Source organism: Actinomadura rifamycini DSM 43936 (genome assembly GCF_000425065.1).
Taxonomy (GTDB): Bacteria; Actinomycetota; Actinomycetes; order Streptosporangiales; family Streptosporangiaceae; genus Spirillospora; species Spirillospora rifamycini.
This window is the reverse complement of record NZ_AULB01000015.1, coordinates 178,858-201,397: the sequence shown is the minus strand read 5'-3', so window position 1 is coordinate 201,397 and position 22,540 is coordinate 178,858. Positions and strand designations below refer to the sequence as shown.

General features: G+C 73.9%; 20 protein-coding genes. 12 read left to right on the top strand and 8 right to left on the bottom strand.

The annotated features are described in order from the left end of the window. On the top strand, positions 1–272 hold a 272-nt coding region (locus H505_RS0116125), incomplete at its 5' end, for an integrase core domain-containing protein (RefSeq protein WP_026402828.1). A 620-nt stretch (positions 273–892) separates the two neighbouring features. On the opposite strand, the gene H505_RS42185 is transcribed toward H505_RS0116125, so the two are convergent. Both H505_RS42185 and H505_RS42180 read right to left on the bottom strand, forming a co-directional pair. Then, positions 893–1,687: a hypothetical protein gene (locus H505_RS42185; protein WP_245592535.1), complete on the bottom strand. Its 795-nt coding sequence runs from the start codon at positions 1,685–1,687 to the stop codon at positions 893–895. 130 nt (positions 1,688–1,817) lie between these two features. Further along, complete coding sequence (locus H505_RS42180) at positions 1,818–2,036, bottom strand: hypothetical protein (protein ID WP_051300749.1); 219 nt, start codon at positions 2,034–2,036, stop codon at positions 1,818–1,820. 1,476 nt (positions 2,037–3,512) lie between these two features. Between H505_RS42180 and H505_RS49855 the strand changes: the two genes are divergently transcribed. Continuing rightward, a complete protein-coding gene (locus H505_RS49855) occupies positions 3,513–4,118 on the top strand; it encodes a hypothetical protein (protein ID WP_157433015.1) in 606 nt (201 codons plus the stop codon). A gap of 11 nt (positions 4,119–4,129) precedes the next feature. On the opposite strand, the gene H505_RS49850 is transcribed toward H505_RS49855, so the two are convergent. Then, complete coding sequence (locus tag H505_RS49850; protein WP_157433014.1) at positions 4,130–4,636, bottom strand: hypothetical protein; 507 nt, start codon at positions 4,634–4,636, stop codon at positions 4,130–4,132. 38 nt (positions 4,637–4,674) lie between these two features. On the opposite strand from H505_RS49850, the gene H505_RS0116100 reads away from it, so the two are divergent. The 3 genes from H505_RS0116100 to H505_RS0116090 all read left to right on the top strand — a co-directional run bounded on the left by H505_RS0116100 (position 4,675) and on the right by H505_RS0116090 (position 6,777). Then, positions 4,675–5,106: a gamma-glutamylcyclotransferase family protein gene (locus tag H505_RS0116100; RefSeq protein ID WP_341849563.1), complete on the top strand. Its 432-nt coding sequence runs from the start codon at positions 4,675–4,677 to the stop codon at positions 5,104–5,106. Positions 5,107–5,150: 44 nt separating this feature from the next. Further along, complete coding sequence (locus tag H505_RS0116095) at positions 5,151–6,164, top strand: TY-Chap domain-containing protein (RefSeq protein WP_026402826.1); 1,014 nt, start codon at positions 5,151–5,153, stop codon at positions 6,162–6,164. Between the two features lie 112 nt (positions 6,165–6,276). Continuing rightward, positions 6,277–6,777 carry a protein-tyrosine phosphatase family protein gene (locus tag H505_RS0116090; protein WP_026402825.1) on the top strand — a complete coding sequence of 167 codons (501 nt, stop codon included), beginning with the start codon at positions 6,277–6,279 and terminating at the stop codon, positions 6,775–6,777. Positions 6,778–6,784: 7 nt separating this feature from the next. Here H505_RS0116090 and H505_RS0116085 read toward each other — a convergent pair whose 3' ends face one another. The 3 genes from H505_RS0116085 to H505_RS0116075 are packed head-to-tail and all read right to left on the bottom strand — an operon-like array spanning position 6,785 to position 10,113. Then, positions 6,785–7,123, bottom strand: coding sequence for a hypothetical protein (locus H505_RS0116085; RefSeq protein WP_026402824.1), 339 nt, complete (start codon positions 7,121–7,123; stop codon positions 6,785–6,787). A gap of 16 nt (positions 7,124–7,139) precedes the next feature. Then, on the bottom strand, positions 7,140–8,102 hold the full coding sequence (locus H505_RS0116080) for a YbgA family protein (RefSeq protein WP_026402823.1): 963 nt from the start codon (positions 8,100–8,102) through the stop codon (positions 7,140–7,142). Positions 8,103–8,148: 46 nt separating this feature from the next. Then, a complete protein-coding gene (locus H505_RS0116075; protein WP_026402822.1) occupies positions 8,149–10,113 on the bottom strand; it encodes an ABC transporter ATP-binding protein in 1,965 nt (654 codons plus the stop codon). A gap of 184 nt (positions 10,114–10,297) precedes the next feature. Here H505_RS0116075 and H505_RS52390 point away from each other — a divergent pair, with 184 nt between their 5' ends. Beyond that, positions 10,298–14,893, top strand: a complete 4,596-nt coding sequence (locus H505_RS52390; RefSeq protein ID WP_051300748.1) for a cation-translocating P-type ATPase — start codon at positions 10,298–10,300, stop codon at positions 14,891–14,893. Between the two features lie 76 nt (positions 14,894–14,969). Here H505_RS52390 and H505_RS0116065 read toward each other — a convergent pair whose 3' ends face one another. Continuing rightward, positions 14,970–15,173, bottom strand: coding sequence for a hypothetical protein (locus H505_RS0116065; RefSeq protein WP_026402821.1), 204 nt, complete (start codon positions 15,171–15,173; stop codon positions 14,970–14,972). 166 nt (positions 15,174–15,339) lie between these two features. Between H505_RS0116065 and H505_RS0116060 the strand changes: the two genes are divergently transcribed. The 5 genes from H505_RS0116060 (at position 15,340) to H505_RS47700 (ending at position 20,638) form a co-directional block, all read left to right on the top strand. Continuing rightward, positions 15,340–16,614: a sensor histidine kinase gene (locus tag H505_RS0116060; RefSeq protein ID WP_034518075.1), complete on the top strand. Its 1,275-nt coding sequence runs from the start codon at positions 15,340–15,342 to the stop codon at positions 16,612–16,614. Then, positions 16,602–17,261 (top strand): response regulator, encoded by a 660-nt coding sequence (locus H505_RS0116055; RefSeq protein WP_026402819.1) that lies wholly within the window; start codon positions 16,602–16,604, stop codon positions 17,259–17,261. Before H505_RS0116060 ends, H505_RS0116055 begins: the two co-directional genes overlap by 13 nt. Positions 17,262–17,588: 327 nt before the next feature. After that, entirely contained in the window at positions 17,589–18,173 is a 585-nt protein-coding gene (locus tag H505_RS0116050) for a TMEM165/GDT1 family protein (RefSeq protein WP_026402818.1), read from the top strand. Positions 18,174–18,329: 156 nt separating this feature from the next. Then, positions 18,330–18,941, top strand: a complete 612-nt coding sequence (locus tag H505_RS42170; protein WP_051300747.1) for a Dps family protein — start codon at positions 18,330–18,332, stop codon at positions 18,939–18,941. 233 nt (positions 18,942–19,174) lie between these two features. Then, a complete protein-coding gene (locus H505_RS47700) occupies positions 19,175–20,638 on the top strand; it encodes a DUF4303 domain-containing protein (protein WP_169528831.1) in 1,464 nt (487 codons plus the stop codon). Positions 20,639–20,645: 7 nt separating this feature from the next. Here H505_RS47700 and H505_RS0116035 read toward each other — a convergent pair whose 3' ends face one another. After that, positions 20,646–21,320, bottom strand: a complete 675-nt coding sequence (locus H505_RS0116035; protein ID WP_026402817.1) for a hypothetical protein — start codon at positions 21,318–21,320, stop codon at positions 20,646–20,648. Positions 21,321–21,418: 98 nt separating this feature from the next. Between H505_RS0116035 and H505_RS0116030 the strand changes: the two genes are divergently transcribed. Further along, positions 21,419–22,417, top strand: coding sequence for an NAD-dependent epimerase/dehydratase family protein (locus H505_RS0116030; protein ID WP_125613275.1), 999 nt, complete (start codon positions 21,419–21,421; stop codon positions 22,415–22,417). Positions 22,418–22,540 lie beyond the last annotated feature (123 nt).

Below are 22,540 nucleotides of genomic sequence, written 5' to 3'. Positions count from 1 at the left end.
TCGGCCGGCACCTGACCGAGAAGTACAAGATGCGGCGTTCGGTCGGCAGAACCGGTGTGTGCTGGGACAACGCCATGGCCGAGTCGTTCTTCGGGGCATTGAAGAACGAGTGGCTCAACCGTATGGTATTTGCCACACGAGCCAAGGCCCGCCGCGCGGTTGTGCAGTACATCGAGGGCTTCTATAATCGACGCAGGCTTCATTCCGCGAACGGGTACCGGACCCCTATGGAGGTCTACACCGAGTACCTGGATCGGCAGCAAGCAGCGTAGATCTGCCCGCAGATCACCCATGAAGAAGCTGTCCGGAAAACGCGTGGCCCCTCAGAACGCCCGGAGCCGGTCGTCCTGAACGATGTCGGCGTGCCTGTCTTCCGGCAGCTCCCACAGTGCCCGTTCGGCATCGGGGACGCGTGGCGAAGGCGGCGGGGTGATGCCGCATCGTGCCGCTCTTGGCCCGGTGGCGAAGCCAGAAAGCTTAACGGGGAACCCGGTAGTCCTGTTCGTCTACGGCGGTCTCCAGTTTCATGAGGTCCTGCTCGCCCTCATAGACCGAGGTCCCGACCACGAGCTGGTGAGTGCCGAGGGAATGGCGAATCGCCAACCTGCCCGGACGCCCATAACCCGGCATACTTCCCGGTGGCAAGGCGGCTCACGGCCACCTGCTTACCGGCTTGAGTCTGGAGGAGTGGCGACTCGTGGACGCGTTCGAAGACCCGTTTACGTACGCGTCTGAGTCGCCCTCACCGGCGGCCGCCACTGCTGGATGTACGCATGCAAACCCGGCACCGAAGTCGGGGAGACGACTGGTTCGCCGAGGGGTTCGAGGCTCGTGAGCTACTCGGTGGAGTGCTGCTCCGCGTGGCGCCGGCACTACGGAAATCGCGAGCAGGTTAGCTAGTCGTTCTGGTAGATCGGGGGACCAGGGCGCGGTCGATGCGGGCAAGGCGGGACGCCGGCAAGGCAAAATGGTTGCAGGGATTACGGACGGAATGGTCACCGTCGTTGATCCGGTAGCTTCCTTCCACCGTGACCCATGTTGCGGGACCGCATGGCCCCTGATCCCTCAGGACCGCCGCGGCGAGTGGCTCAGCGGCTTCGACCTGGGCGTGGGCATGGAGCGCTGCTGTCAGACGGCCGACGGCGCTGGCTGGCACCGCATCGTCGCCGAACGCGGGTAGCAGGAGCAGCAGTCGAGCATGCGGATCCGTGGTGGTGCCTCCTGGGAGACCGTTGTCCGCCGCCGCTAGGAGCTCGGTCCAGGTTAGGCCAGGGCCCATGAAGTGCCCATCATCTTGTGCAAGATATTCGGCCGCATCCCAGTCAGGGTGGTGCAGAAGATAGTCGACGCCCATATCCTCTTCGAACGCGCGATAAACCACGTAGATACGATGACCACCGGCGAGTGGAACAGTGAAGAGGGGCCACGTCGTGCCTCTGAACAATGCGGTTTGCAGGTCTCCCGCTTGCTGCATGTCCGTGCCCGCTATGAGCTGCTCAGACTCCTCGCTCTGGGCGAAGTATTCGTGCAGATGCGCCAGCCAGAACAGGCGCTCGCGCAAAAGTTCAGGTTTGTGGGCGAACGGGCCGCCGTCGTAGTCGGGTATGTGAGCATGGTTTGTCTCGGGGCTGTCCATCACGAAGGCCATCATGCCGCGTCCGCCTTGCCGGAGATGGACGATCTTCACGTCTTCACGTCTTCACGTCTTCACGGCGCCCGGCTTTGGGAGCCGGGCATGGGGCCTGTTCCGTCCGGTAGCGTCCCGCAGCCTGACCACGGCTGCTCCTCGCCGCAGGTGATGGTGACTTCGGGAGAGATCATGCGGTGCTCGTCGGGCGGCGGCGCACGTAGTAGGCGTACGTCTGAGCAAGGGTCAGCGTGCCCCACAAGCCGATCGGGCTAATGCAGACCTTCGCCAGTGCTTCCCACCAGCCGTTCTCGTAGCCGGTTCCATTGATGACGCCGATCCAGGTGAGCGCCGTCATCACCGAGACGGCGGTCATGACCGGTCCGCCGAGCGCCGCCGGGACGATCACTACTGTCAGGGGCCGCCGGAGTGAGATGCCGGCTGGGCGGAAGAGGCAGAGGTGTGTTGCGGTTTATCAGCTCCAATGGCAAGGGCCCCAACTCGGCCGCGTAGGGGTTGCCCGTGCCGGAGATCGTGAACGCGGGCTTGCCCGACCGGAAGGTCCGCCCGCTCCAGAGCACGGCCCACCCCTTGAATCGCTCCGCCGGAGCCGGTTGCCCTGGACGTCGGTGAACCCGTTCGGGTTCGGTCGGGCGCGCTCGTCCAGGTGCGGCGCACGGACGCTGCCCGGCTCTCCGGCTCACGCCCGTCAGGGGCGCCGCTGCCCGACCATCAGCCGGCGCTTCGGTCAAGGCGCGAACCTCTCCCGGCGAGGCTTTCCGGCAGGGAGACTTGTGCGGTCAGATTGTTGGCGGCAGAGGGGGAGATCAGGCCGGGGGAGTCCTGCGGCGTGCTTCCCGTGGGGACAGATAAGGCTTGATCAGCCAAGACGAGGGTTGTTCCGGATGCAGCCCGAGCCTTCGGAGTGGTTCCGGATGGACGTAAATGCTGGCGTTGCACCCGATCGTGCCGTCCGGTCGGCTCACGCGAGCGAGGTCGATCCGTACTTCCTCGTCGCGCACCGCGAACGGGTAGTCGACACCACGCTCACGCAGTCAATGCCGTACAACCTCAGTAGCTCGCGGGCGACCTGCGGTGTTGGGGTAGCTGGCGATCAATACCCAGGCAATGCCATTGCGCTCCATTGCACCAGCGTAGGGAGGTGGGCCCAGCAGCGCCAGAAGCCGTGAGTAGCCGCCCCTCGCCAGGATCACGAAGTGAACGCTGGTAGCGAGGTCGTCAGCCGGTCAAGGCCCGTCTTGGAACGGACGACCCCCGTTCGTGGGTGGTGGGCGCGGCCGACCGTTCCACGTTGTCGATCATGCGCCTGCAGTATCCGGAGCATGCGCACGTACATGGCGTCGTCGACACCCTCGTGGATGCGGTCTCGTAGGGAAGAGGCCACCTCGTCGACCCGGCCCTTCGCCGCCAGGCCCACCTCGGTGACCGATAGGCGTCCCGCGGGATCGCTCTGAAGTAGGCCGCGTTCACGGAGTCGGCTACCTCCGCGAGAGTCGGTCCTTCACCGCAAGCGGCCGCAGCGCCGGCGACGTGGCGGGAAAACAGGTATTCGAGCTGGGTGATCCCGATCCTGTCCAGTTCCGCACGCAGATAGCCGACGCCTTTATGCGAGGTGATTCCTGTCCAGTAGCCGACAGGCTGGGCTGCGAGTTCGGCGTCGGTGGAGTTCAATATCGTTCCTCATTGGGAGCTGATGACCTCCACGCTAGAATCTCTAGCTAACTCGAGGTTAAGTGACGCTCTCGGGTACTCTCTGTGCTGCTTTATGGGCTTGTCTTCCACTGGGCTTCGAGACGGGATTAGGGATTAAGAATACGAGCGGCTTCTCCTGCGTGCTATCGGTGAGCTTCGGGACTGTCCTTCTGTGGCTGTCTCGCGGGATGCGGTCGAGGTTGAGGAGGCGGGAGCCGAGGTTCTTTCGGACGGCATCACGATTGACAGCGGTATCGCGGAGAACGTCCCGCGTTATCGCAGGTTGGTGAGTCACTGGCGTGGGACGGGTGAAGTCAAGGGGCTGGACGGTGAGTTCAGGCTGCCTTACTTCTATCGTGCTCTTTCCAATGAGGCGCCCCGTGTCTGGGACGGTGCTCCGGAGGAAGAGGTGCGCCTGTTCGAGGATTTCCGGATCATCGATGGCGCTCCGCGTTCCGGCATCGGCACGTTCGTCGCTATTCGACTCAGTCCGGATGTGAACTCCCCGGAACTTTGGGTGTACGACCCGCGTATAGGTCCGCTGGAGTTGGACTACCTCGGTTATCTCGAGGCGCTGTCTCTGACCAAGGGAGTTCACGGCTGGCAGTACCTGTATGCCGATGTGAAACTCGGAGGCAGCATGAACTCGTGGAGCAGGTCGTGTGGCGCCGCCGGGGTAAATTCGGATCGATGTGCTCTACATGGTCTGTGGGCGAGAGGCGGTTCCTGTGGTGTCGGGATTGTCTCGGCGGCCGGGGTCGGTGGCTCGCGAGTTTGAGGACGGATTTGCTACGGGGTGCTGCCTTTGTAGGGAATCCATTTGTGGGTGTCGGTGAATCGTTCGAAGGTGGTTGTTGGGGGCAGGTGGATGTGGTTGGCGACTACTAGGCCGGGCAGTTCACCGGTTGCGAGTTCTTCGGACCAGTGTTGGCGTAGTTCGAGTGGGTCTACTAGTGACTCTGGGTCCCAGCCGACTATGGCGGCCTGGTAGTCGGTGAGTGTTGCCAGAAGTTCGTACAGGTTCGTTGCCAGTTCGGTTAGTTCTGTGGCGGTCAGCGGGAGGTGGGGGCTGCCTCTGTCCAGGGGTACGCCCCAGCCCACGCGGGCTGGGATGACGGACATCGCCAGGTAGGGGTGACCGGCGGTGTCGCTCACCGTGCCGAGCAGGGGTTTGTGGAGCGGGATCAGGTGCGGGCCGACTGGTAGTGCGGGGTGGGCCTCGACCAGGTCGGCGGCTTCGTTTGCCGCTCGTTTGTTGAGGCCGTAGTTGATTACTAGTTCGAATATGATTGCCATTGATCTCGAAGCCGAGTTGTGTTCGGTGGAGGTGCTCTGTGGGGCGCTTGTCTCGGGTGGTCCGTGTGGGGGCGGATGCTCTGTTCGTCTACGGGACTCTCCAGTTTCCTGAGGTTCTGACCGCGCTGATCGGGCGGGTTCCCGAGCGTGAGGCGGTGGGGGCGGAGGGGTGGCGGGTCGCTGCTTTGCCCGGACGGCCGTACCCGGGCATCGTCCCAGGTGACACGATTGTGCGCGGCTACCTGATCACCGGGCTCGATGCGGAGGAATGGCGCCTGCTGGACGCCTTCGAGGGGCCCGGCTACGAACTCGTCCGGATCGAGTTGACGGACGGCCGTTGCGGCTGGGCGTACGTGTGGCCCTCTGAGGCCGGGGACGGCGACTGGTCCGCGGAGGAGTTCGAGGCCCATGAGCTGGCGGTTTATGCGGTGCAGTGCTTGGAGTGGCGCCGGGGCTTTGAGGCGACGTGAGAGATCGTCGGCGGATTGACAGGGGTGGGCCCTAGGGTCCGTCTATGCCACCTACCGATGAGCAGATCCAAGGGCTCGTTAAGAAGTTCGTCGCGCTCGATTTGAGGAAGTGGGACGACGCCGAGATCGACCAGGCGCTCGCCTTCCTCGGCTGGCGGCGAGCGCAGGGCAAAGTCCGCGGGTACCCCGTGTCGTACTGCTACGAGGACTACGCGGCGGGGTGCCACGGGGAGACCCACGAGATGTACGACACCGGCCTCGGGCCCGGGGAGGTGGCCCGGCACGGGGGCGAGTACGGCTCCGAGATCTCCGTCGGGGTGGGGAAGGGCGACGACGTCTTCGGCCTGGTGCGGGAGGCTCTCGTGGACTTTCTCGGGCCGCCGTCGATCACCCGGGGGCCCGGTCCGCTGCTGCGCTGGCGCGATCCGCTGCGGATGCTGGAGGTCGATCGCTGCGGCGAGCACTCGACGTTGAGGGTGGTCCCGACCGAGGCCGTCGACCTGGAGGAGTGGCGCACATCGAAGTGGGCCGATGAGGATACCGGGCTCGAGCTGCTGGGCTCGTGGCAGATGGTCGGGCCGGGCGCGGAGTGGTTTCCGGGCGGCTTCTGGTCGGAGGAGGACGACTGGGGCCAGTTCGAAAACCGGCTGGCGGTGATCCTGCAGTCGGTCGTCGAGGAACTCCCCCTCCTGGGCGTGTCCCAACACTTCACCGTGGTCGTGCACCTCCCGAACGAAGTCGGGTTCGTGCAGTGGACCACCTACGACGACTGGACGCTGAGGATTGAGGCGTCCGTCCCTCGTCCATCGCCCCGCCCCGGCTGGGCGGAGGAGATGGCCGAACTGGGTTGGCGGCCGTGGGAGGAGGACCTCTCGTTGCTGCTGGTCCGCGAGTTCCCGACGGTCGGGTGGCAGGAGGCCAAGACCGCGGCGCGCATGCTGGTCGGGGCGCTGCGGTCCTACGGCGGGGACTTCGAGGACCTCTGGCACCAGGTGATCTCCCCGGACATCTGGCTGCTCACGATCGGGCTCCCCGACCGTGAGGGGGGCCGCTTCTGACGGCCGGTTCCGGACGGACGGGCGGGGGCGGGGCGGTCGGGTCGGTACGGTGGGCGCGTGACCGAATGATCTCCGCCCGGCCCGCGGCCGGGTGCGTCGCCGGGGAGCGCGCATGCGGACCAAAGGCCGTCCGGCACCCGATGCCGGGTCGCCGTGGAACGAGATCGTCCCCCTGCTGTGGATGGGCGGGCACCACTACCGGGAGGCCGGGGGCGCGCGGGTGCCGGCCGTGGTGCGCGGCGAGTTCGACCTGGTGGTCAGCCTCTACGTGCGGGACGGGCACGGCCCGGGCGCCGGGGTCGAGCACCGGCGCGTGGCGATCCCGGACGGGCCGTTGACCGCGGCGCAGCTCGAGGCGGTGTGCCGGGCGGCGGAGGGCGTCGCGGAGGCGGTGCGGGACGGTCGCCGCGTGCTGGTCCGCTGCCATTCGGGGTACAACCGGTCCGGTCTGGTCGTCGTGCAGGCGCTCGTCGGGCTGGGGTACGGCGTCGATGACGCGATCTTCCTGGTGCGGTACCGGCGGTCGAGGTGGGCGCTGAACAATCCGCTGTTCGTCGACTACCTGGGCACCGGGCTGGACGTCGCGCGGCTGCTGACGGGGCTGGACGCCTGAGGCGGCGTCAGCCGGGACGTCCGGCGCGGCGGGCGAGGTCGGCGGCGATGTGGTCCCAGTCGGGGCCGTGCAGCCACAGGTTGTCGGCGGCGCGGCGCAGCAGCACGGGATCGTCGGGGCGCTGCAGGACGGCGAGGCGGTAGGCGAGGTTGCGCACCCAGACGGGGAGGCGGCCGTCGGCGATGTGGGGGGAGAGCTCGTCGAGCATCGCGACGATGGCGTCGGCGTCGGCGAACGTCAGTTCCTCGATGAAGTAGTGCTCCCGGTGCTCGCGGTCGCACGGGGGCGCGGGCCGGTACTCGTCGCCGTAGAGGCATCGGGCGTGGTCCGTCAGCGTGCGGTGCATGGCCGGGAGCCTACGGTCACAGGTGGTGGCGGAGCACGAGGGCTTCGGGGAACGGGTCGAGGTAGGTCTGGTCGGCCATGTAGCGGTACCGCTGGCCTTCGGCGTGGTGGCGGAGGAGGGCGATGGGGACGCTGAGCGGGGCGGTGCCGTCGCGGTAGGACTCGATGGCGGTGCGGACGTCGTCGCGGCGGGTGGTGTCGAGGCGGTCGCCGAGGAAGCCGAGGACGTGCTGGAGCGCGTTGGTGTGGCGGCCGCGGCTCGCGCGGACGGCGAGGGCGGCGGTGAAGGCGCGGCGGTAGTCGGCCTCGACGTCGGCGGGGTCGCGGGAGCCGGCGCGGGCGACGACGCGGCCGGTCGCGCGGTAGCCCTCGGGGTCGTGCGCGAGGAGCTGCATCTTGTGGCGGGCGTGGAAGGCGACGAGGTCGCGGGGGCGCCAGTCGGCGGCGAAGAACTCGCGGAGGCGCGCGTGGGCGAAGACGCGTTCGACGAAGTGCTCGCGGAGGACGGGGTCGTTGAGGCGTCCGTCCTCTTCGGCGGGGAGGTCGGGGAGGGCGGCGCGGACGCGGGCGGCGAACACGCCGGTGCCGCCGCGGTCGACGGGCTGGCCGTCGGTGCGCTCGCCGGGGAGGCCGGACGCGTAGCGGGGGAGGTTCCGCAGGCCGCAGCTGGGCGACCGGGCCTTGAACACGTAGCCGTCGAGGTCGTCGAGGTCGGGGACGCGGCGGTCGGCGAGCGCGGTCATGTCGGCGGTGGGGTCGGCGCCGTCCTTGGTGCGGATGCGGCCGTCGGTGTGCAGGCGCAGGGTGGGGCGGGGCGCGCCGAGGCCGATCTCCATCTCGGGGCAGACCGGCACCCAGTCGACATGGGGGGACAGGGCGCCGGTGAGGAACCGGTCGCGGCTGTGGGCGCCGTTGTAGCGGACGGGCGCGCCGAGGAGGCAGCTGGAGACCGCGATGCGCGGGCGCGGGTGCGTGTTCATTCCGCAGGTCGCCCTACCCGGTGGGGCGGCGGTGTACCCCGGGCCGTCAGGTGGGGCGCGCGGCGTCGTCGTGGGCGGGGTCGAGCCGGTAGGCGGACGCCTGGAGCCCGTACAGCTCGGCGTAGAGCCCGCCTTCGGCCATGAGTTCGCGGTGGGTGCCCTGCTCGGTGACCCGGCCGCCGGTGAGGACGTAGATGCGGTCGGCGTGCCGGACGCTCGCGAGCCGGTGCGTGATCAGCAGGACGGTGCGGTCGTGCCGGACGGCGTGCTCGCGCATCTGCTCGAAGAGGTGGTGCTCGGCGCGGGCGTCGAGCGCGGCGGTCGGCTCGTCGCAGATCAGCAGGGGGGCGTCGCGGTAGAAGCCGCGGGCGGCCGCGAGCCGCTGCCACTGCCCGCCGGACAGCTCGTGGCCGTCCGCGAACCGCTTGTCGAGGAGGGTGTCGAGCCCGTGCGGGAGCGCGGCGACGACGTCGGCGGCGCCGGACGCGGCGGTGGCGCGGCCGACGGCCTCGCGGACGCCCGGGGCGGCGAGGTCGTCGCCCATGGTGACGTTCTCGGCGGCGGTCATCGGCCAGTGCGTGTGGTCCTGGGCGACGACGGCGATGGCGCGGCGCAGGACCTCGGGGTGCAGGTCGGCGGCGCGGACGTCGTCCCAGTGGACGGCCCCTTCCTGCGGGGTGTACAGGCCCGCGAGGATCTTCGCGAGCGTCGTCTTGCCGGAGCCGTTCTCCCCGACGAGCGCGACGATCTCGCCGCGGCGGAGCCGGACGGAGACCTTGTGGAGCGCGGGCGCGTCGCCGTCGGGGTAGGTGAAGGTGACGTCGTCGGCGGTGATCTCCCGGAAGCCGCGGAGGCCGCCGTCCCCCTCCGGGGGCGGGGCGGCGGCGCGGGCGTGCAGGTGCCGTTCGGCGTTCTCGCAGAAGGCGGTGTAGTCGCCGAAGTACAGGCCGTCCTCGTAGCAGCGGTTCAGCGAGTAGACGAGCCGGATGAGGGACGTCTGGCCGGCGCGGATCGCGAGGACGGCCGTCCCGGCGACGGCGAGCGGCATGACGCCCCGCCACAGCAGGGCGCCGAGCGCGCCGTACATGAAGGCGGTCGCGACGCCCTTGAGGACGTCGCCGTGGACCTGCGCGACGGTCTGGCTGCGGGCCAGGCCGAGGAGGACGTCGCGGATGTGGGCGGCGACGACGGCGTGGCGGCGCAGCAGGAAGTCGCGGACGGTGAAGGAGCGGACCTCGGCGGCGTGCTCGCGGCCGGTCATCAGGTCGGTGAGGATCCAGCCGCGCCGCCGGGTCTCCACGAGGCTGAGCTGGGTGAGGTAGCCGAGCCGGGCGGCGCGGACCGCGGCCCACCCTTCGGGGAGCGCGGTGAGCAGGAGCAGCGGCAGCAGCAGCGGGTGCAGGACGCCGAGGGCGCCGGCGGCGGCGGCGACGCCGACCGCGGCGGTGAGCAGGTCGACGGCGTTGTCGACCATGGAGGGGGCCGAGTCGACGCCGCGCAGCTTGGCGCGGTGCAGGTCGTCCTGGAACGCGGCGTCGTCGAACGCGGTGAGGTCGATCGCGGTGGTCAGCGTGTACAGGCGCTCTTCGACGAGTCGCAGGACCTGGGGCCGCAGCCGGGACTGCGCCCACTGCGCGGCCGCCGCGCACGCGGCCCGCGCGGTGACGGCCGCGCCGACCAGCAGGAGCTGCGGGGCGGCGGCGCGGACCCGGTCGGGGGTGGGGCCGGCCGACAGCAGCGCGGTGAGGACGCCCGTGGTGGCGAGCAGCCCGAACGCGGTGAAGATCCCGGCGACGACGTTGAGGGCGACCGTGGCGACCAGGTCGCGGCGCGCGGCTCCCCACGCGAGCCGCATGACCTGGCCGATGAGCACCGGGAGCCGCCGGGCCATGGTGAGCGTCCCGGTCCGGGACAGCTCGGCGCCCTTCACGGACCAGGCGTGCTCGGCGAGTTCCGGTCCGGCGGGCGGCGGCGCGGTGCGGCGCCGCCGCCGGGACGGTCGGATGCGCATGGGCGACCTCCAGCACTCGGGGGGACCGGATCCACCTTCGTGCCGGGTCCGCGCCGGGAGGAGGGGGATCGTCCCCGTCCCGGACGCCACAGTTCTCCGCCGGACCGGTAAGCGACCGGACGGCCTGTTTGTGTTCCGTCACGCGGGGTAGTCGTTCGCGGATCATCGAGGGGAGGGGGCGGGCGTGCGGATCCCGGGAGCGTCCGTCGTCGGGACGGTCCTCGCCGCGGCGGGCACGGGGGCGCGGCGGGCGGCGGAGCTCGCCGCCGGGGGCCCGCGCCGCCGGGTGTGGGCGGCGGACGGACGCGCGCACATCCAGGCGCGGGGCCTGTCGGGCGCCGGGGAGGGGCACCGCCGGTACGTGGCGGCGCTGACCGGGGCGCTGCGGCGGCTGGAGGGCGTCGACTGGGCGGAGGTCAACGCGGTCACCGGGCACGTCCTGGTGGCGTACGCGGAGGGCGCGGTGGACGTGCCGGACCTCGTGGCGGCGGTCGAGGACGCCGAGGCCGCGCACGCCCCGGCGCGGGAGGCCGCCGGCGCGTCCGCGCACAGCGTGCCGCCGGACGACGGGACGGCGTGGGCGGCGGCGGTGTCCGCGCTGGCGGCGGACTGCGCGGGGTTCGCGGGCGCGGTCGCCGGGCGGTTGCTGCTCCTGCCGCCGGTGCCGAGCCCGGTGCGGGCCGCGGTGTCGGCGGCGGACGCGGTCCCGCAGGTGCGGCGGCTGGTGGAGCGGCGGCTGGGCGTGCTCCGCGCGGACGCGCTGCTCGGGGTGGCGAACGCCGTCGCGCAGGGCGCCGGGCAGGGGCTCGCGCCGGTCGCGGTCGACGCCGCCCACCGGGTGTTCCAGCTGTACGAGATCGCGGCGCGCCGGGAGGCGTGGCGGGCCCGGGAGCCGCGGCTGGGGGCGCCGGGGCAGCCGGGCGACTGCGGCGCCCGCGCCGCCCGGCCGTGCCCGCTGCCGGACGGGCCGGTGGAGCGGGCCGCGGACCGGACGGCGCTCGGGAGCCTGCTCGGCGGCGCCGGGGTGCTGGCCGGGACGCGCGACGCGTCGGCCGCCGCCGAGCTGCTGATGGCGACCGTCCCGAAGGCGGCGCGGCACGGCCGGGAGGCGTTCGCGGCGGTGCTGGCGCACGACCTCGCGCGGCGCGGCGTGGTGCAGCTCGACCCGGGGGCGCTGCGGCGGCTGGACCGGGTCGGCGCGGTGGTGATCGACTCGGCGGTGCTGTGCGACGGGGAGCTGCGGCTGCTGTCGGCGGTCGCGACCGGCGCGGCGGACGGGGCGCTGGACGACGCGGGCGTGTGGCGGACGGCCGACGCGCTCCTCGCCGGGCACGGCCACGACGACCTGCGCGGACCGGGGCCGTGGCCCGACGCGGACGGCGCGGACGGCGCGGACGGGTGGCGGCTGGCGCGCGCGGCGGACGCGCCGCCGGGCGGCCCCGCCGACCCGGACGGCGTCGCCCTCGACCTCCTCGACGGCGCCGGACGCGCGCGCGGCCGGGTGCGGGTCGGGTCGACGCTCGACCCGCTCGCCGAGGGCCTGCTCGCCGCCGCGCACGAGGCCGCGGACGTCGTCGTCCTGACCGAGCACGCCAGCACCCGGGAGCTACTGGCCTGGGGGGACGACTCCCCGGTGGCGGCGGGCGAGGCGGCCGGGTGCGTCCGCGACCTGCAGCGCGACGGGCGCTGCGTGCTGGTCGTCGCGGCCGGGGACGGCGCGGCGCTGGACGCGGCCGACGTCGGTGTCGGCGTGCTGCGCGGGGACGCGCCCGCCGACTGGCGCGCGGACCTGGTGTGCGGGCCGGGGCTCGCGGAGGCGTGGCGGCTGCTGGCGGCGGTGCGGCCCGCGCGGCGGGCCAGCGAGCGGGCCGCGCAGCTCTCGCTGAGCGCGTCGGCGCTGGGCGCGCTGCTGCTGGTGGGGCGGCGGCCGCGGAGCCGCGCCGCGGCGGGCCCGCTGCGCCGCGCGGCCGGCTCGTGGCGGGACGTCCCGCCGATCTACGTGGCGTCGCTGTCGGCGATGCTCGCGAACGCGGTGGCCGCGCGGCGGCTGAACCACCGCGAGCTGCCGCCCCCGGTCGTCCGGGACGCGTGGCACGCGCTGACCGCCGAGGAGGCGTGGCGCCGCCTGGCGCGCACCGCGTCCGGCCGGACGGACGAGCCCGCGGCCGGGCACGGGCGCGGGCACCGGCGCGAGCGCGGGGAGCGGCGCGCGGTCGCGCGGCCCGTCGGGGCGGGGCTGCGGTTCGCCGCCGCCGTCCGGCAGGAGCTCGACGACCCGCTGACGCCGGTCCTCGCGCTCGGCGCGGCGGCGTCGGCGGTGGTGGGCTCCAGCGTGGACGCGCTGCTGGTCGCCGGGGTGATGACCGGCAACGCCCTGATCGGCGCGGCGCAGCGGACGCGGGCGGAGCGCGCCCTGGAGGACCTGATGCTGGGGCAGCGGATCCACGCCCGCCGGCTGCGCGTCGCGCCCGGCGCGCCCGGCGGGTTCGAGGCGCTGCGCGGCGCCCGCGGCGACCGGGTCACGGCCGACCGGCTGCGCGCCGGGGACGCGATCCTGCTGAACGCGGAGGACGTCGTGCCCGCGGACGCCCGGCTGCTGTGGGCGGAGTCGTTCGAGGTGGACGAGGCGGCGCTGACCGGCGAGTCGGTCCCGGTCGGCAAGAGCGTCGAGCCGTCGCCGGGCGACGACCCGGCCGACCGGCACTGCATGGTCTACGAGGGGACGACGGTCAGCGCGGGCACGGCGGTCGCCGCGGTCGTCGCGACCGCCGAGGCGACGGAGGCGGGCCGGGCCGCCGCGCTGGCGGGCGGCGCGGACCCGTCGTCCAGCATGCAGGCGCGGCTGGCGGAGCTGACGCACCGCGCGCTGCCCGCGACGGCGCTCGGCGGCGCGGCCGTCACCGCGCTCGGCCTGCTGCACGGCCTGGACCTGCGGCGCGCGCTCGGGTCGGGCGTCGCGATCGCGGTCGCGGCCGTCCCGGAGGGGCTGCCGCTGGTCGCGACGGTGTCGCAGCTCGCGGCGGCGCGGCGGCTGTCGCGGCTCGGCGTGCTGGTCCGCTCCACGCGGGCGCTGGAGGCGCTCGGCCGGGTCGACACGCTGTGCTTCGACAAGACGGGGACGCTCACCGAGGGGCGGCTGCACGTCGTCCGGGCGTCGGGCCCCGGCCGTCCGCTGCCGCTGACCGGGGACGACGGGCGGCGGATCCTGCGGGTCGCGGCGCGCGCGTGCCCGCCGCCGGGCGGCGAGCGGGCGCCGCACGCCACCGACCGGGCCGTGCTGGAGCGGGCGGAGAGCCTGCCGCCCGACACCGGGTGGCGGCTGGCGGAGGAGCTGCCGTTCGAGACGACCCGGGGCTTCTCGGCGTCCCTCGGGCACGACGGCGACCGGGCGGTCGTCGCGGTGAAGGGCGCCCCGGAGATGCTGCTGGCGAAGTGCGGCCGCGTGCACGGCGGCCGGCGGCGCCCCGACCTGAAGAACGCCGCGCGCAAGGGCGCCGGCCGCGGGGCCGCGGACGGCGCGGAGGAGGACGCGCCGCTCACCGCCGCGCGCCGCCGGGCGGCCGCCGCGACCGTGCACCGGCTGGCCGGGCAGGGCCTGCGGGTGCTCGCCATCGCGGAGCGGACCGTCCCGGACGCCGACCGGGTGCGCGGGGAGATCGCCGAGCACGTCGAGGACCTCACCCTGCTCGGCTTCATCGGCATCGCCGACACCCCGCGGCCGACCGCCGAGGAGGCCGTGCAGCGGCTCCGCGACGCCGGCGTCCGGGTCACCATGATCACCGGGGACCATCCGGACACCGCCGCGGCCGTCGCCGCCGAACTCGGCATCCCCGGCGCCGACCGCGTCCTCACCGGCGCCGAGATGGACGCCATGCCGGTCGGGGCGCGGGTGAAGGCGGTCGAGGCCGCGTCGGTCTTCGCGCGCGTCTCGCCCGCGCAGAAGGTCCGCATCGTCAAGGACCTGCACCGGGCCGGGCGGGTGGTGGCGATGACCGGCGACGGCGCGAACGACGCCGCCGCCATCCACCGCGCGGACGTCGGCATCGCCGTCGCGGGCCGCGGGTCCGGCGCGGCGCGCAGCGCGGCGGACCTGGTGCTCACCGCGCCCGACACCGCGCTGATCCTGGACGCCCTGCGGGAGGGGCGCGCGCTGTGGCGCAGCGTCCGCGACGCCGCGGCGATCCTCGTCGGCGGCAACGCGGGCGAGGTGGCGTTCACCGTCCTCGGGACGGCCCTCCAGGGGAACGCCCCGCTGAGCCCCCGGCAGGTGCTCGTCGTCAACATGCTCACCGACATGCTGCCGTCGCTCGCCGTCGCCCTCCCCCCCGCCGGGCCCGGCGCCGACCCGGCGGAGCCGCTCGGCGGGCCCGTGCGCGGGTTCACCGGCCGGGAGATGCGGCAGGTGCTCGCCGTGCGCGGCACCGCGACCGCCGCGGCCGCCCTGGTGTCCTGGCAGGCCGGACGGCTCGCCGGGTTCCTGCCGCGCGGGGCGCGGCGCGCGTCCACGATGGGGCTGGCCGCGCTCGTCGGCGCGCAGCTCGGCCAGACGCTCATCGCGCGCTGGCACAGCCCGCTCGTCCTCGCGACCTGCGCGGCGTCGGCCGCCGCGCTGTTCGCGATCGTCGAGACGCCCGGGATCAGCGGGTTCTTCGGCTGCACACCGCTGGGCGCCGGGGCGTGGACGGTCGTCCTGCTGGCGGCGGCGGGCGCGACCCTGGGCGCCGCCGCGGCGCCGCGGCTGCTGCCGCCCGCCGGCGAGGAGCCGTCCCCGGCGGCCTGACCGGCGGGCCCGATCGGCGGGCCCGATCGGCGGGCCCGATCGGCGGGCCCGATCGGCGCGGCCGGCCGTGCGGCGGTCAGGGGCGGGCGGGGCGGCGGTTCCGGTAGTGGTGGACGATCAGCCCGACGACGGCGGCGAAGCTGATCAGGCTGAACACGGCGTTGCCGATGAGGGACATGCCGGTGGTCGAGAACAGGACGTTGCCGACCAGGCCGATGGCGAGCGCCATCCACAGTGCCGGGCGCAGGTATCCGTCGCGGGCGTCGCCGGAATTCGTCATCGCGGGCTCCTCGGAAGGTCGTCGTTCGCGGTGCTTGCCACGCTAGGGACGCCGCCGCCCGGGGACGATCCAGCCATCGCGTCGCATTCGGGTACAGCAGGCTGTACTCCGAAACATCTGACAACTCTCCGCTCGCACTCTACGATCTTCATACCGTGAGGTATCGATGACGGTGAGCGAGCGCGGCGCGGCCGTGTCCGGCCGCGGGCGGCGCGGACCGCTGGTCCGGCGTGCCCGCGCGGTGTTCGACGCGGTCGAGCACCTCGCCGGCGGGGTCGGCACGGCGGTGCTGGCGCTGGCCGCGCTGGCGTGGCTGGTCCTCGTCGGGCTCCTGTGCCTCGTCGGCGCGGGCCTGCTGCTGACGCGCACCGTCCCCCGGGTCGTCCGGATCGTCGCGGAACGCGAGCGCGGACGGCTGTCGCGGTGGGGCCCGGACGAGCTGTTCGGCGCGGGCCGCCCGGCGGACGGGCTGCGCGCCGCGCTCGCCGACCCGGTCGTCCGGCGGGAGCTGCGCTGGCTCGCCGTCCACGCCACGTTCGGCTGGGTCGTCGGGCTCCTCGGGCTGACGTTCGCGCTGCACGCCGTGCAGGACATCACGTACCCGGTGTGGTGGCGGATCCTGCCGGCGGACGACGCCACGCCGACGCTCGTGCCCTGGACGGTGCAGAGCGAGGGGGACGCCGTCGGCGTCGGGTTCTTCGGCGTCGGCCTCGCCGTCCTGTTCGTGGCGGTCGGCCCGGCGCTGGCGCGGTTGCAGGCGCGGCCGGGGCGGCGGCTGCTGGCGCCGCCCGCCGACATGGACTTGTCGCTGCGGATCGCGCACCTGTCGTCGACCCGCGCGGCGGCGCTGGACGCGCACGCGACGGAGCTGCGGCGGATCGAGCGCTCCCTGCACGACGGCGCGCAGAACCGGCTCGTCGCCGTGACCGTGCTGCTCGGCGCGACCCGGCGGGCGCTGGCCCGCGACCCGGCGAAGGCGGAGGAGCTGCTCGACCAGGCGCAGGACGCCGCCGAGCGGGCGCTCGGCGAACTGCGCACGGTCGTCCGCGGCATCCTGCCGCCGGTGCTGGAGGGCCGGGGGCTCGCGGGCGCGCTGGCCGGGCTCGCCGCGGACTGCGCCGTCCAGTGCGACGCGGACATCGACGTCCCGGGCCGCTGCCCCGTGTCCGTCGAGGCCACCGCGTACTTCGTGACGGCGGAGGCGCTCACCAACATCGCCAAGCACAGCCGGGCGCGGCGCGCGAGCGTGACCGCGCGCCGCGACGCGGACGTCCTGGCCCTGCGGATCGAGGACGACGGCGTCGGCGGCGCGGACGGCCGCGGCGGCAGCGGGCTGACCGGGATCCGCAGCCGGGTCGCGGCGCTCGACGGACGCCTCGCCGTGACCAGCCCGCCCGGCGGGCCGACGATCATCGAAGTGGAGCTGCCGTGCGGATTGTGACCGCCGAGGACGACGTCCTGCTGCGCGAGGGCGTCGCCCTGCTGCTGCGCGCCGAGTCCCTGGACGTGGTCGCCACCACCGAGGACGCCGACGCGTTCCTCGCGGCCGTGGACGAGCACGAGCCGGACGTCGCGATCGTCGACGTCCGGATGCCGCCGACCCACACCGACGAGGGCATCAAGGCCGCGGTCGAGGCGCGGCGGCGGCACCCGGGCCTGGCGGTGCTGGTGCTGTCCGCGTACGTCGAGCAGTCGTTCGCGAACGAGCTGCTGGCGGGCGGCGCGGAACGGCTCGGGTACCTGCTGAAGGAGCGGGTGGGCCGGGTCGAGCAGTTCCTGGACGCGCTGTACCGGGTGGCCGGGGGCGGCACGGCGATCGACCCGGACGTCGTCACGCAGCTGCTCCGGCGGAGCCGTCCGGGCAGCGGGCTGGAGCGGCTGACGGCGCGGGAGCGGGACGTGCTCGCGCTGATGGCGGAGGGGCTCGGCAACGCCGCGATCGCCGAGCGGCTGGTCGTCACCGAGGGCGCCGTGCACAAGCACATCCGCAACATCTTCGCGAAGCTCGACCTGGCGCCGACCGACCGCGCGGACCGCCGGGTCGCGGCCGTCCTGCGCTACCTGGACGAGACGGGGCAGCGCGTCTGACGCGGATCTCCCGCGCGTCCGCGGCCGGGCCCGCGCCAGGGCCCGCGCCAGGGCCCCGTGGCGCCCGGCCCTTGAAGCGGAGGGGGACGAGCGGGTATGAATGGGATGCAGCGAAGGGGAGTAGTCCTGCAACACCGCTGGTCGACATACTGGACGTCTTCGGGCGTCCCGGCCATCGGGCCCGCGGCGGCGCGGGCGGACGAGACCTTCGGCTTGGCATGAAGCGGCCCGCACGGCACCGTGCGGGGCGTTCCGTCGTGCCGGGCCGAGTGGTCCTCCTCCCGGGGTGCGGAGCGCTCTGCCCGGCCCCAGCAGAAAGCGCCCGCAATGCACTTCGACCTGCTGGCGGTCCTCACCGCCTTCGGTCTGATCTTCCTCGCCGAGCTTCCCGACAAGACGATGTTCGCGTCCCTGGCCATGGGCACGCGGATGCGGCCCCTGTACGTCTGGATCGGCACGTCGACCGCGTTCGCGGTGCACGTGGCGCTGGCGGTGGGCGCCGGAAGCCTGCTGAGCCTGCTGCCGGGGACGGCCGTGAAGCTGGTGTCGGCCGCGCTGTTCGCCTTCGGCGCCGTCATGCTGTGGCGGGGCGGCGGCGACGAGGACGAGGAGGACGCGGCCGGGAAGACCGTCACGTCCTTCTGGCCCGTCTACACGACCGCGTTCACGGCCGTGTTCGTCAGCGAGTGGGGCGACCTGACGCAGATCACCACCGCGAACCTGGCCGCGACGAACGGCTGGCTGCCGACGGCGGTCGGGTCGGCCGCGGCGCTGATGTCGGTGTCGGCGCTGGCGCTGCTCGCGGGCCGGCTCATCGCGAAGCGGGTCCCGCTGCGGACCGTCCAGCGCGTCGGCGCCCTGTGCATGGCGGGCCTGGCGATCTGGACGCTCGTCGAAGCGTTCACCGGCTGACGCGAAGCGTTCGCCGGCTGACGCGCAGCGTGCACCGGCCGGCGCGCGGGCCGTGAGGCTTTGTGTCCACTTTGAACGCTCTGCGGTGCTCTTGGTGCGGCTCGGGGGAGGTTACGGGCGGTTGTACTCGAACGCCTACTTACCGAGGAGTTGTGCATGGCGGCCGATCGCTCGACGAACACCACCCGGTCCAGCCAGCCGTGGCTGCACGTGGACGGGACGGAGATCCAGGAGTTCGGGACCATGCGGATGTTCCCGCTGGGCCTCTCCCGGGACGCGCGGGAGTACTCCTGCCAGCGGCTCAACCAGATCCTGGCGGACTCCCAGATCCTCTACGCCCTCTACAAGAAGCACCACTGGCTGATGCGCGGCCCGACCTTCTACCAACTGCACCTGCTGCTGGACAAGCACGCCGGCGAGCAGCTCGAGATCATCGACACGATCGCGGAGCGCGTCCAGACCCTCGGCGGCGTCGCGGTCGGCGACCCGCGGCACGTCGCGGAGATCACCGTGATCCCGCGGCCGCCGAACGGCGTCGAGGAGGTCCCCGCGATGCTGTCCCGCCTGATCGAGGCGCACGAGACGATCCTCGTCGCCTGCCACGACGCGGCGGCCCGCACCCAGGAGATGGGCGACGACGGGACGAACGACCTGATCGTCTCCGAGGTGATCGGCCCGAACGAGCTCCAGGCGTGGTTCCTGATCGAGCACCTCGTCGACACCCCGCTCGTCGAGCGCCCGCAGCGCCCGTCCCACACGCACAACTGACTCCGGCGCCGCCGCCTCCCGACCCTCTCCACCGGCCCGCACGCCCGCGCGTGCGGGCCGCGCCGCGTCCGCGGACGGCCCGGCGCGGCCGGATGCGGACGGAGGGCGGGCGGATGCGCCGGGGCGCTCCCGAACCGTCCGCGGACGGTGGTAAGTCAGATGTCGGCGGGCGGCGGCGAGGGGGTTCGGATGAGGACGCGGACGGACGTGCACGGCCCGGCGCGGGACGCGGGGTGAGGTTCGGGGGCGTCCCGATGGGCGCGGACCGGGCCCGCCGGGCGGCGGTCGAGGAGCTGGCGGGACGGCTGGCCGCCGCGGCGCGCGCGGCGTTCGCGCAGGCGCGGGAGGCGCATCCCGGGGAGGCGTTCTACTGCTTCGGGCTCTTCACCGGCCCGCTCTGCGAGTACGTCCTGCCGACGTGCGGTTCGGAGGAGGGGCTGCGGGCGGTGGCGCGCGTGTACGCGGGCGAGTTCGGGCGGACGGCGGAGGAGCACGCCGCGGAGCTGCGGTGGAGCCCGGCCGATTCGCCGCACCACATGCTCGGCGAGCACCATTTCGCCGCCGTCCAGGAGTGGCTGGACGGCCGGGCCGCCGGCGGGGAGGTCGACGGCGCCGAGGCGGAGCTGCGCCGGGAGGCGTGCTTCCGGGCGCTGGCCGGGCTGGACGACGAGGGGTTCTTCGGGCGCGGGGACGAGCGCGACCGGGTGGTGGTCGCGGTGCTGCGAGGCGACCAGAGCGACCGGAGCCTGCTGGAGGGCGCGCGGCGGCTGAACCCGGCGGCGGCCGCGGCGCGGCTGGCGGCGGACCTGGACGTCCCGGAGCCGGAGGGCGCGTCCGCGGCGCTCGGCTCGCCGGGGACGTACCAGGTGACGGCGCTCGCGTTCGCGGCGGAGGCGAGGCTGCTCGTGGCGTGCGGGTCGGGCGGCGAGCTGTTCGCGTGGGAGGCGGACGGCGGCCGGGAGGTCCTCGCGGTGCGGCACCGCGCGGCGTACTGGCGGGCGGCGGTGTCGGCGGGCGGCCGGGTGCTGGTGCTGCGGGACGGGCAGGAGGCGGTGCGGGCCGGGCTGCCGGGCGGGGAGCGCCGGGAGGCGGGCTTCCGCGACGCGTGGGACGTCGCGGTGTCGCCGGACGGGTCGGTCGCGGCCGCCGCGGGGATGACCGTCCGGGCGTTCGCGGGCGGGCGGGAGCTGTGGCGGGCGGAGCGCCCGGCGTCGGCGGTGCGGTTCTCCCCGGACGGGGCGCTGCTGGCGGTGGTCGCCGACGGCCCGGAGAGGGGCGTCGCGGTGCTGGACGCGGCGGACGGCGCGGTGGTGCGGGAGCTGGTCCGGACGGGTCCGCCGGTGCGGCACCGCGCGGCGTGGTCGCCGGACGGCGGGCTGCTCGCGGTCGCCGACGCGGAGGCGGCGCGGCTGTGGCACCGGGACGGGCGGTCGTTCGGCACGGGCCGCGCCATCGCGTTCGCGCCGCACGCCGGGCAGCCCGCCGACCTGGCCTTCTCACCGGATGGAACGGTCCTGGCGACGGCGCACGAGGACGGCGGCGTCCACGTGTGGGACGCCGGCACCGGACGGCACGTGCGGTGGCTGCGCGGGACGCAGGAGGCGATGACCGCGGTGGTCTGGCTGGACGGCGCGCGGCTGGCGGCGGCCGGCCGCGACGTCGACGCGGGCCCGCCGGTCCGCGTCTGGACGGTGTGACCGCCGGTCAGCCGTTCAGCCAGTCGCCCGGGTGGGCGTCGCGGAAGCGGTCGAGGGCCTCGGGGTCGCGGGCGCGGACGGAGAGCATGGCGCCGTCGTCGCACAGGAGCACGCCGGGGCCCGCGTAGAAGGACACTCCATCGTCGGGGACGGGCAGCGGCACGCGGGTGAAGCTCCGGCCGAGATCGTCGTCGCCGTCGTCGAGGTCGCGGTGGTCGCAGACCTCCTCCGCCTGCGTGGACTCCGTCAGCAGGATCTCCAGGCAGGCGACGGAGAACGTGTCGTACCAGGGCTCCCAGGGGCCGTCGTCGACGCTCATCCGGACGGGCGGGTCGGCGGCGTCCATGTCGGTGACGAGGACGCCCCAGGTCGCGACGCCCTGGTTCTCCTCGCGGAACACGACGCCGCCCGCGTGCAGGTAGAAGTCCTCGGGCGCCAGCAGGCCGTGCAGGTTGGTGTGCAGGTCGGGGCGGCGGCCGAAGAGCGCGTACGCCTCCCGCAGCGCGGCGGGGAGCGTGACGCCGAGGGCCGTCTCGGCGGCGTCCAGGTCGGCGGCGGGCGTGCCGTCGCCGGGGCCGAGCGGGACGCCCCAGTGCGCGGCGAAGCCCCGGACGTACGTCCACGCGGCCTCCCGGTCGTGGAGGGCGGCGGGGAGGTCGCGGACGATGTCGAAACCGGTCACGGGCGCGAACCTACCGGTACCGGGACCCTCCTGACCGTCCGTCCGCTCAGCGGGGGGCGAGCGTTCTGTACCGAACGTACAGAGCGTACAGTTGGCTCATGCGATTGCTGATGCTCGGAGGGACCGAGTTCGTGGGCCGGGCCGTCGTCGAGGACGCCCTCGCGCGCGGCTGGGACGTGACCGTCTTCAACCGGGGCCGGAACGCGCCGCCGCCGGGCGCGGCGGTCCTGCGCGGCGACCGGACGGCGCCCGGCGGCCTCGCCGCGCTCGCCGCCGCCCGCGGCGAGTGGGACGCGGTCGTCGACGCCTGGTCGTGGGCGCCGTCCGCCGTGCGCGACGCCGCGCGCCTCCTCGCCGGACGCGCCGGGCGGTTCGTCTACGTGTCGAGCCGGTCCGTGTACCCGTTCCCCACCTCGCCGGAACTCGGCGAGGACGCGCCCGCCGTGGAGGGCTCCCCGGACGACGAGGCGTCCGACGACTACGCGCGGGCGAAGCGCGGCGGGGAACTCGCGGCGCTCGGCGCGTTCGGCGCGGACCGGACCGTCCTGGTGCGCGCGGGCCTGATCCTCGGACCGTACGAGAACATCGGACGGCTGCCGTGGTGGCTCACCCGGATCGCCGAGGGCGGCCGCGTCCTCGCGCCCGGCCCCCGCGACCTCGCCCTGCAGTACATCGACGTCCGCGACCTCGCCGCCTGGACCCTCGACGCGATCGAGAAGCGGCTGTCCGGCCCGTTCAACGTGGTGAGCGCCCCCGGGCACACGACGATGGGCGGGCTGCTCGACGCCTGCGTCCGCGCGACGGGCTCCGACGCGCGGCTCGTCTGGACGGACCCGGAGCGCGTCCTCGCGGCGGGCATCGAGCCGTGGAACGAACTCCCCGTCTGGCTGCCGCCCGGCGGCGACCTCTACCGGACCCTGCACCTCGCGAACGTCGACCGCGCCCTGTCCACCGGGCTGCACTGCCGTCCCGTGGACGACACCGCCGCCGACACCTGGGCGTGGCTGCGGACGATCGGGGGACGCGCGCCGCAGCGCCCCGACCGTCCGTCCCCGGGGCTGCCGCGGGAGAAGGAGGCGCTGGTCCTGGACGGCTGAGGGCCCGCGCCCGGCACCGCTCCGCGGCCCCCGGAGCCCGCGCCGCCGGGGCCCGGACCTCCCGTGATCTTGCACCGGGGGCCGCCGTTCCAGTGGACGCGGCGGCCCCCGGCCCGGTAGAGA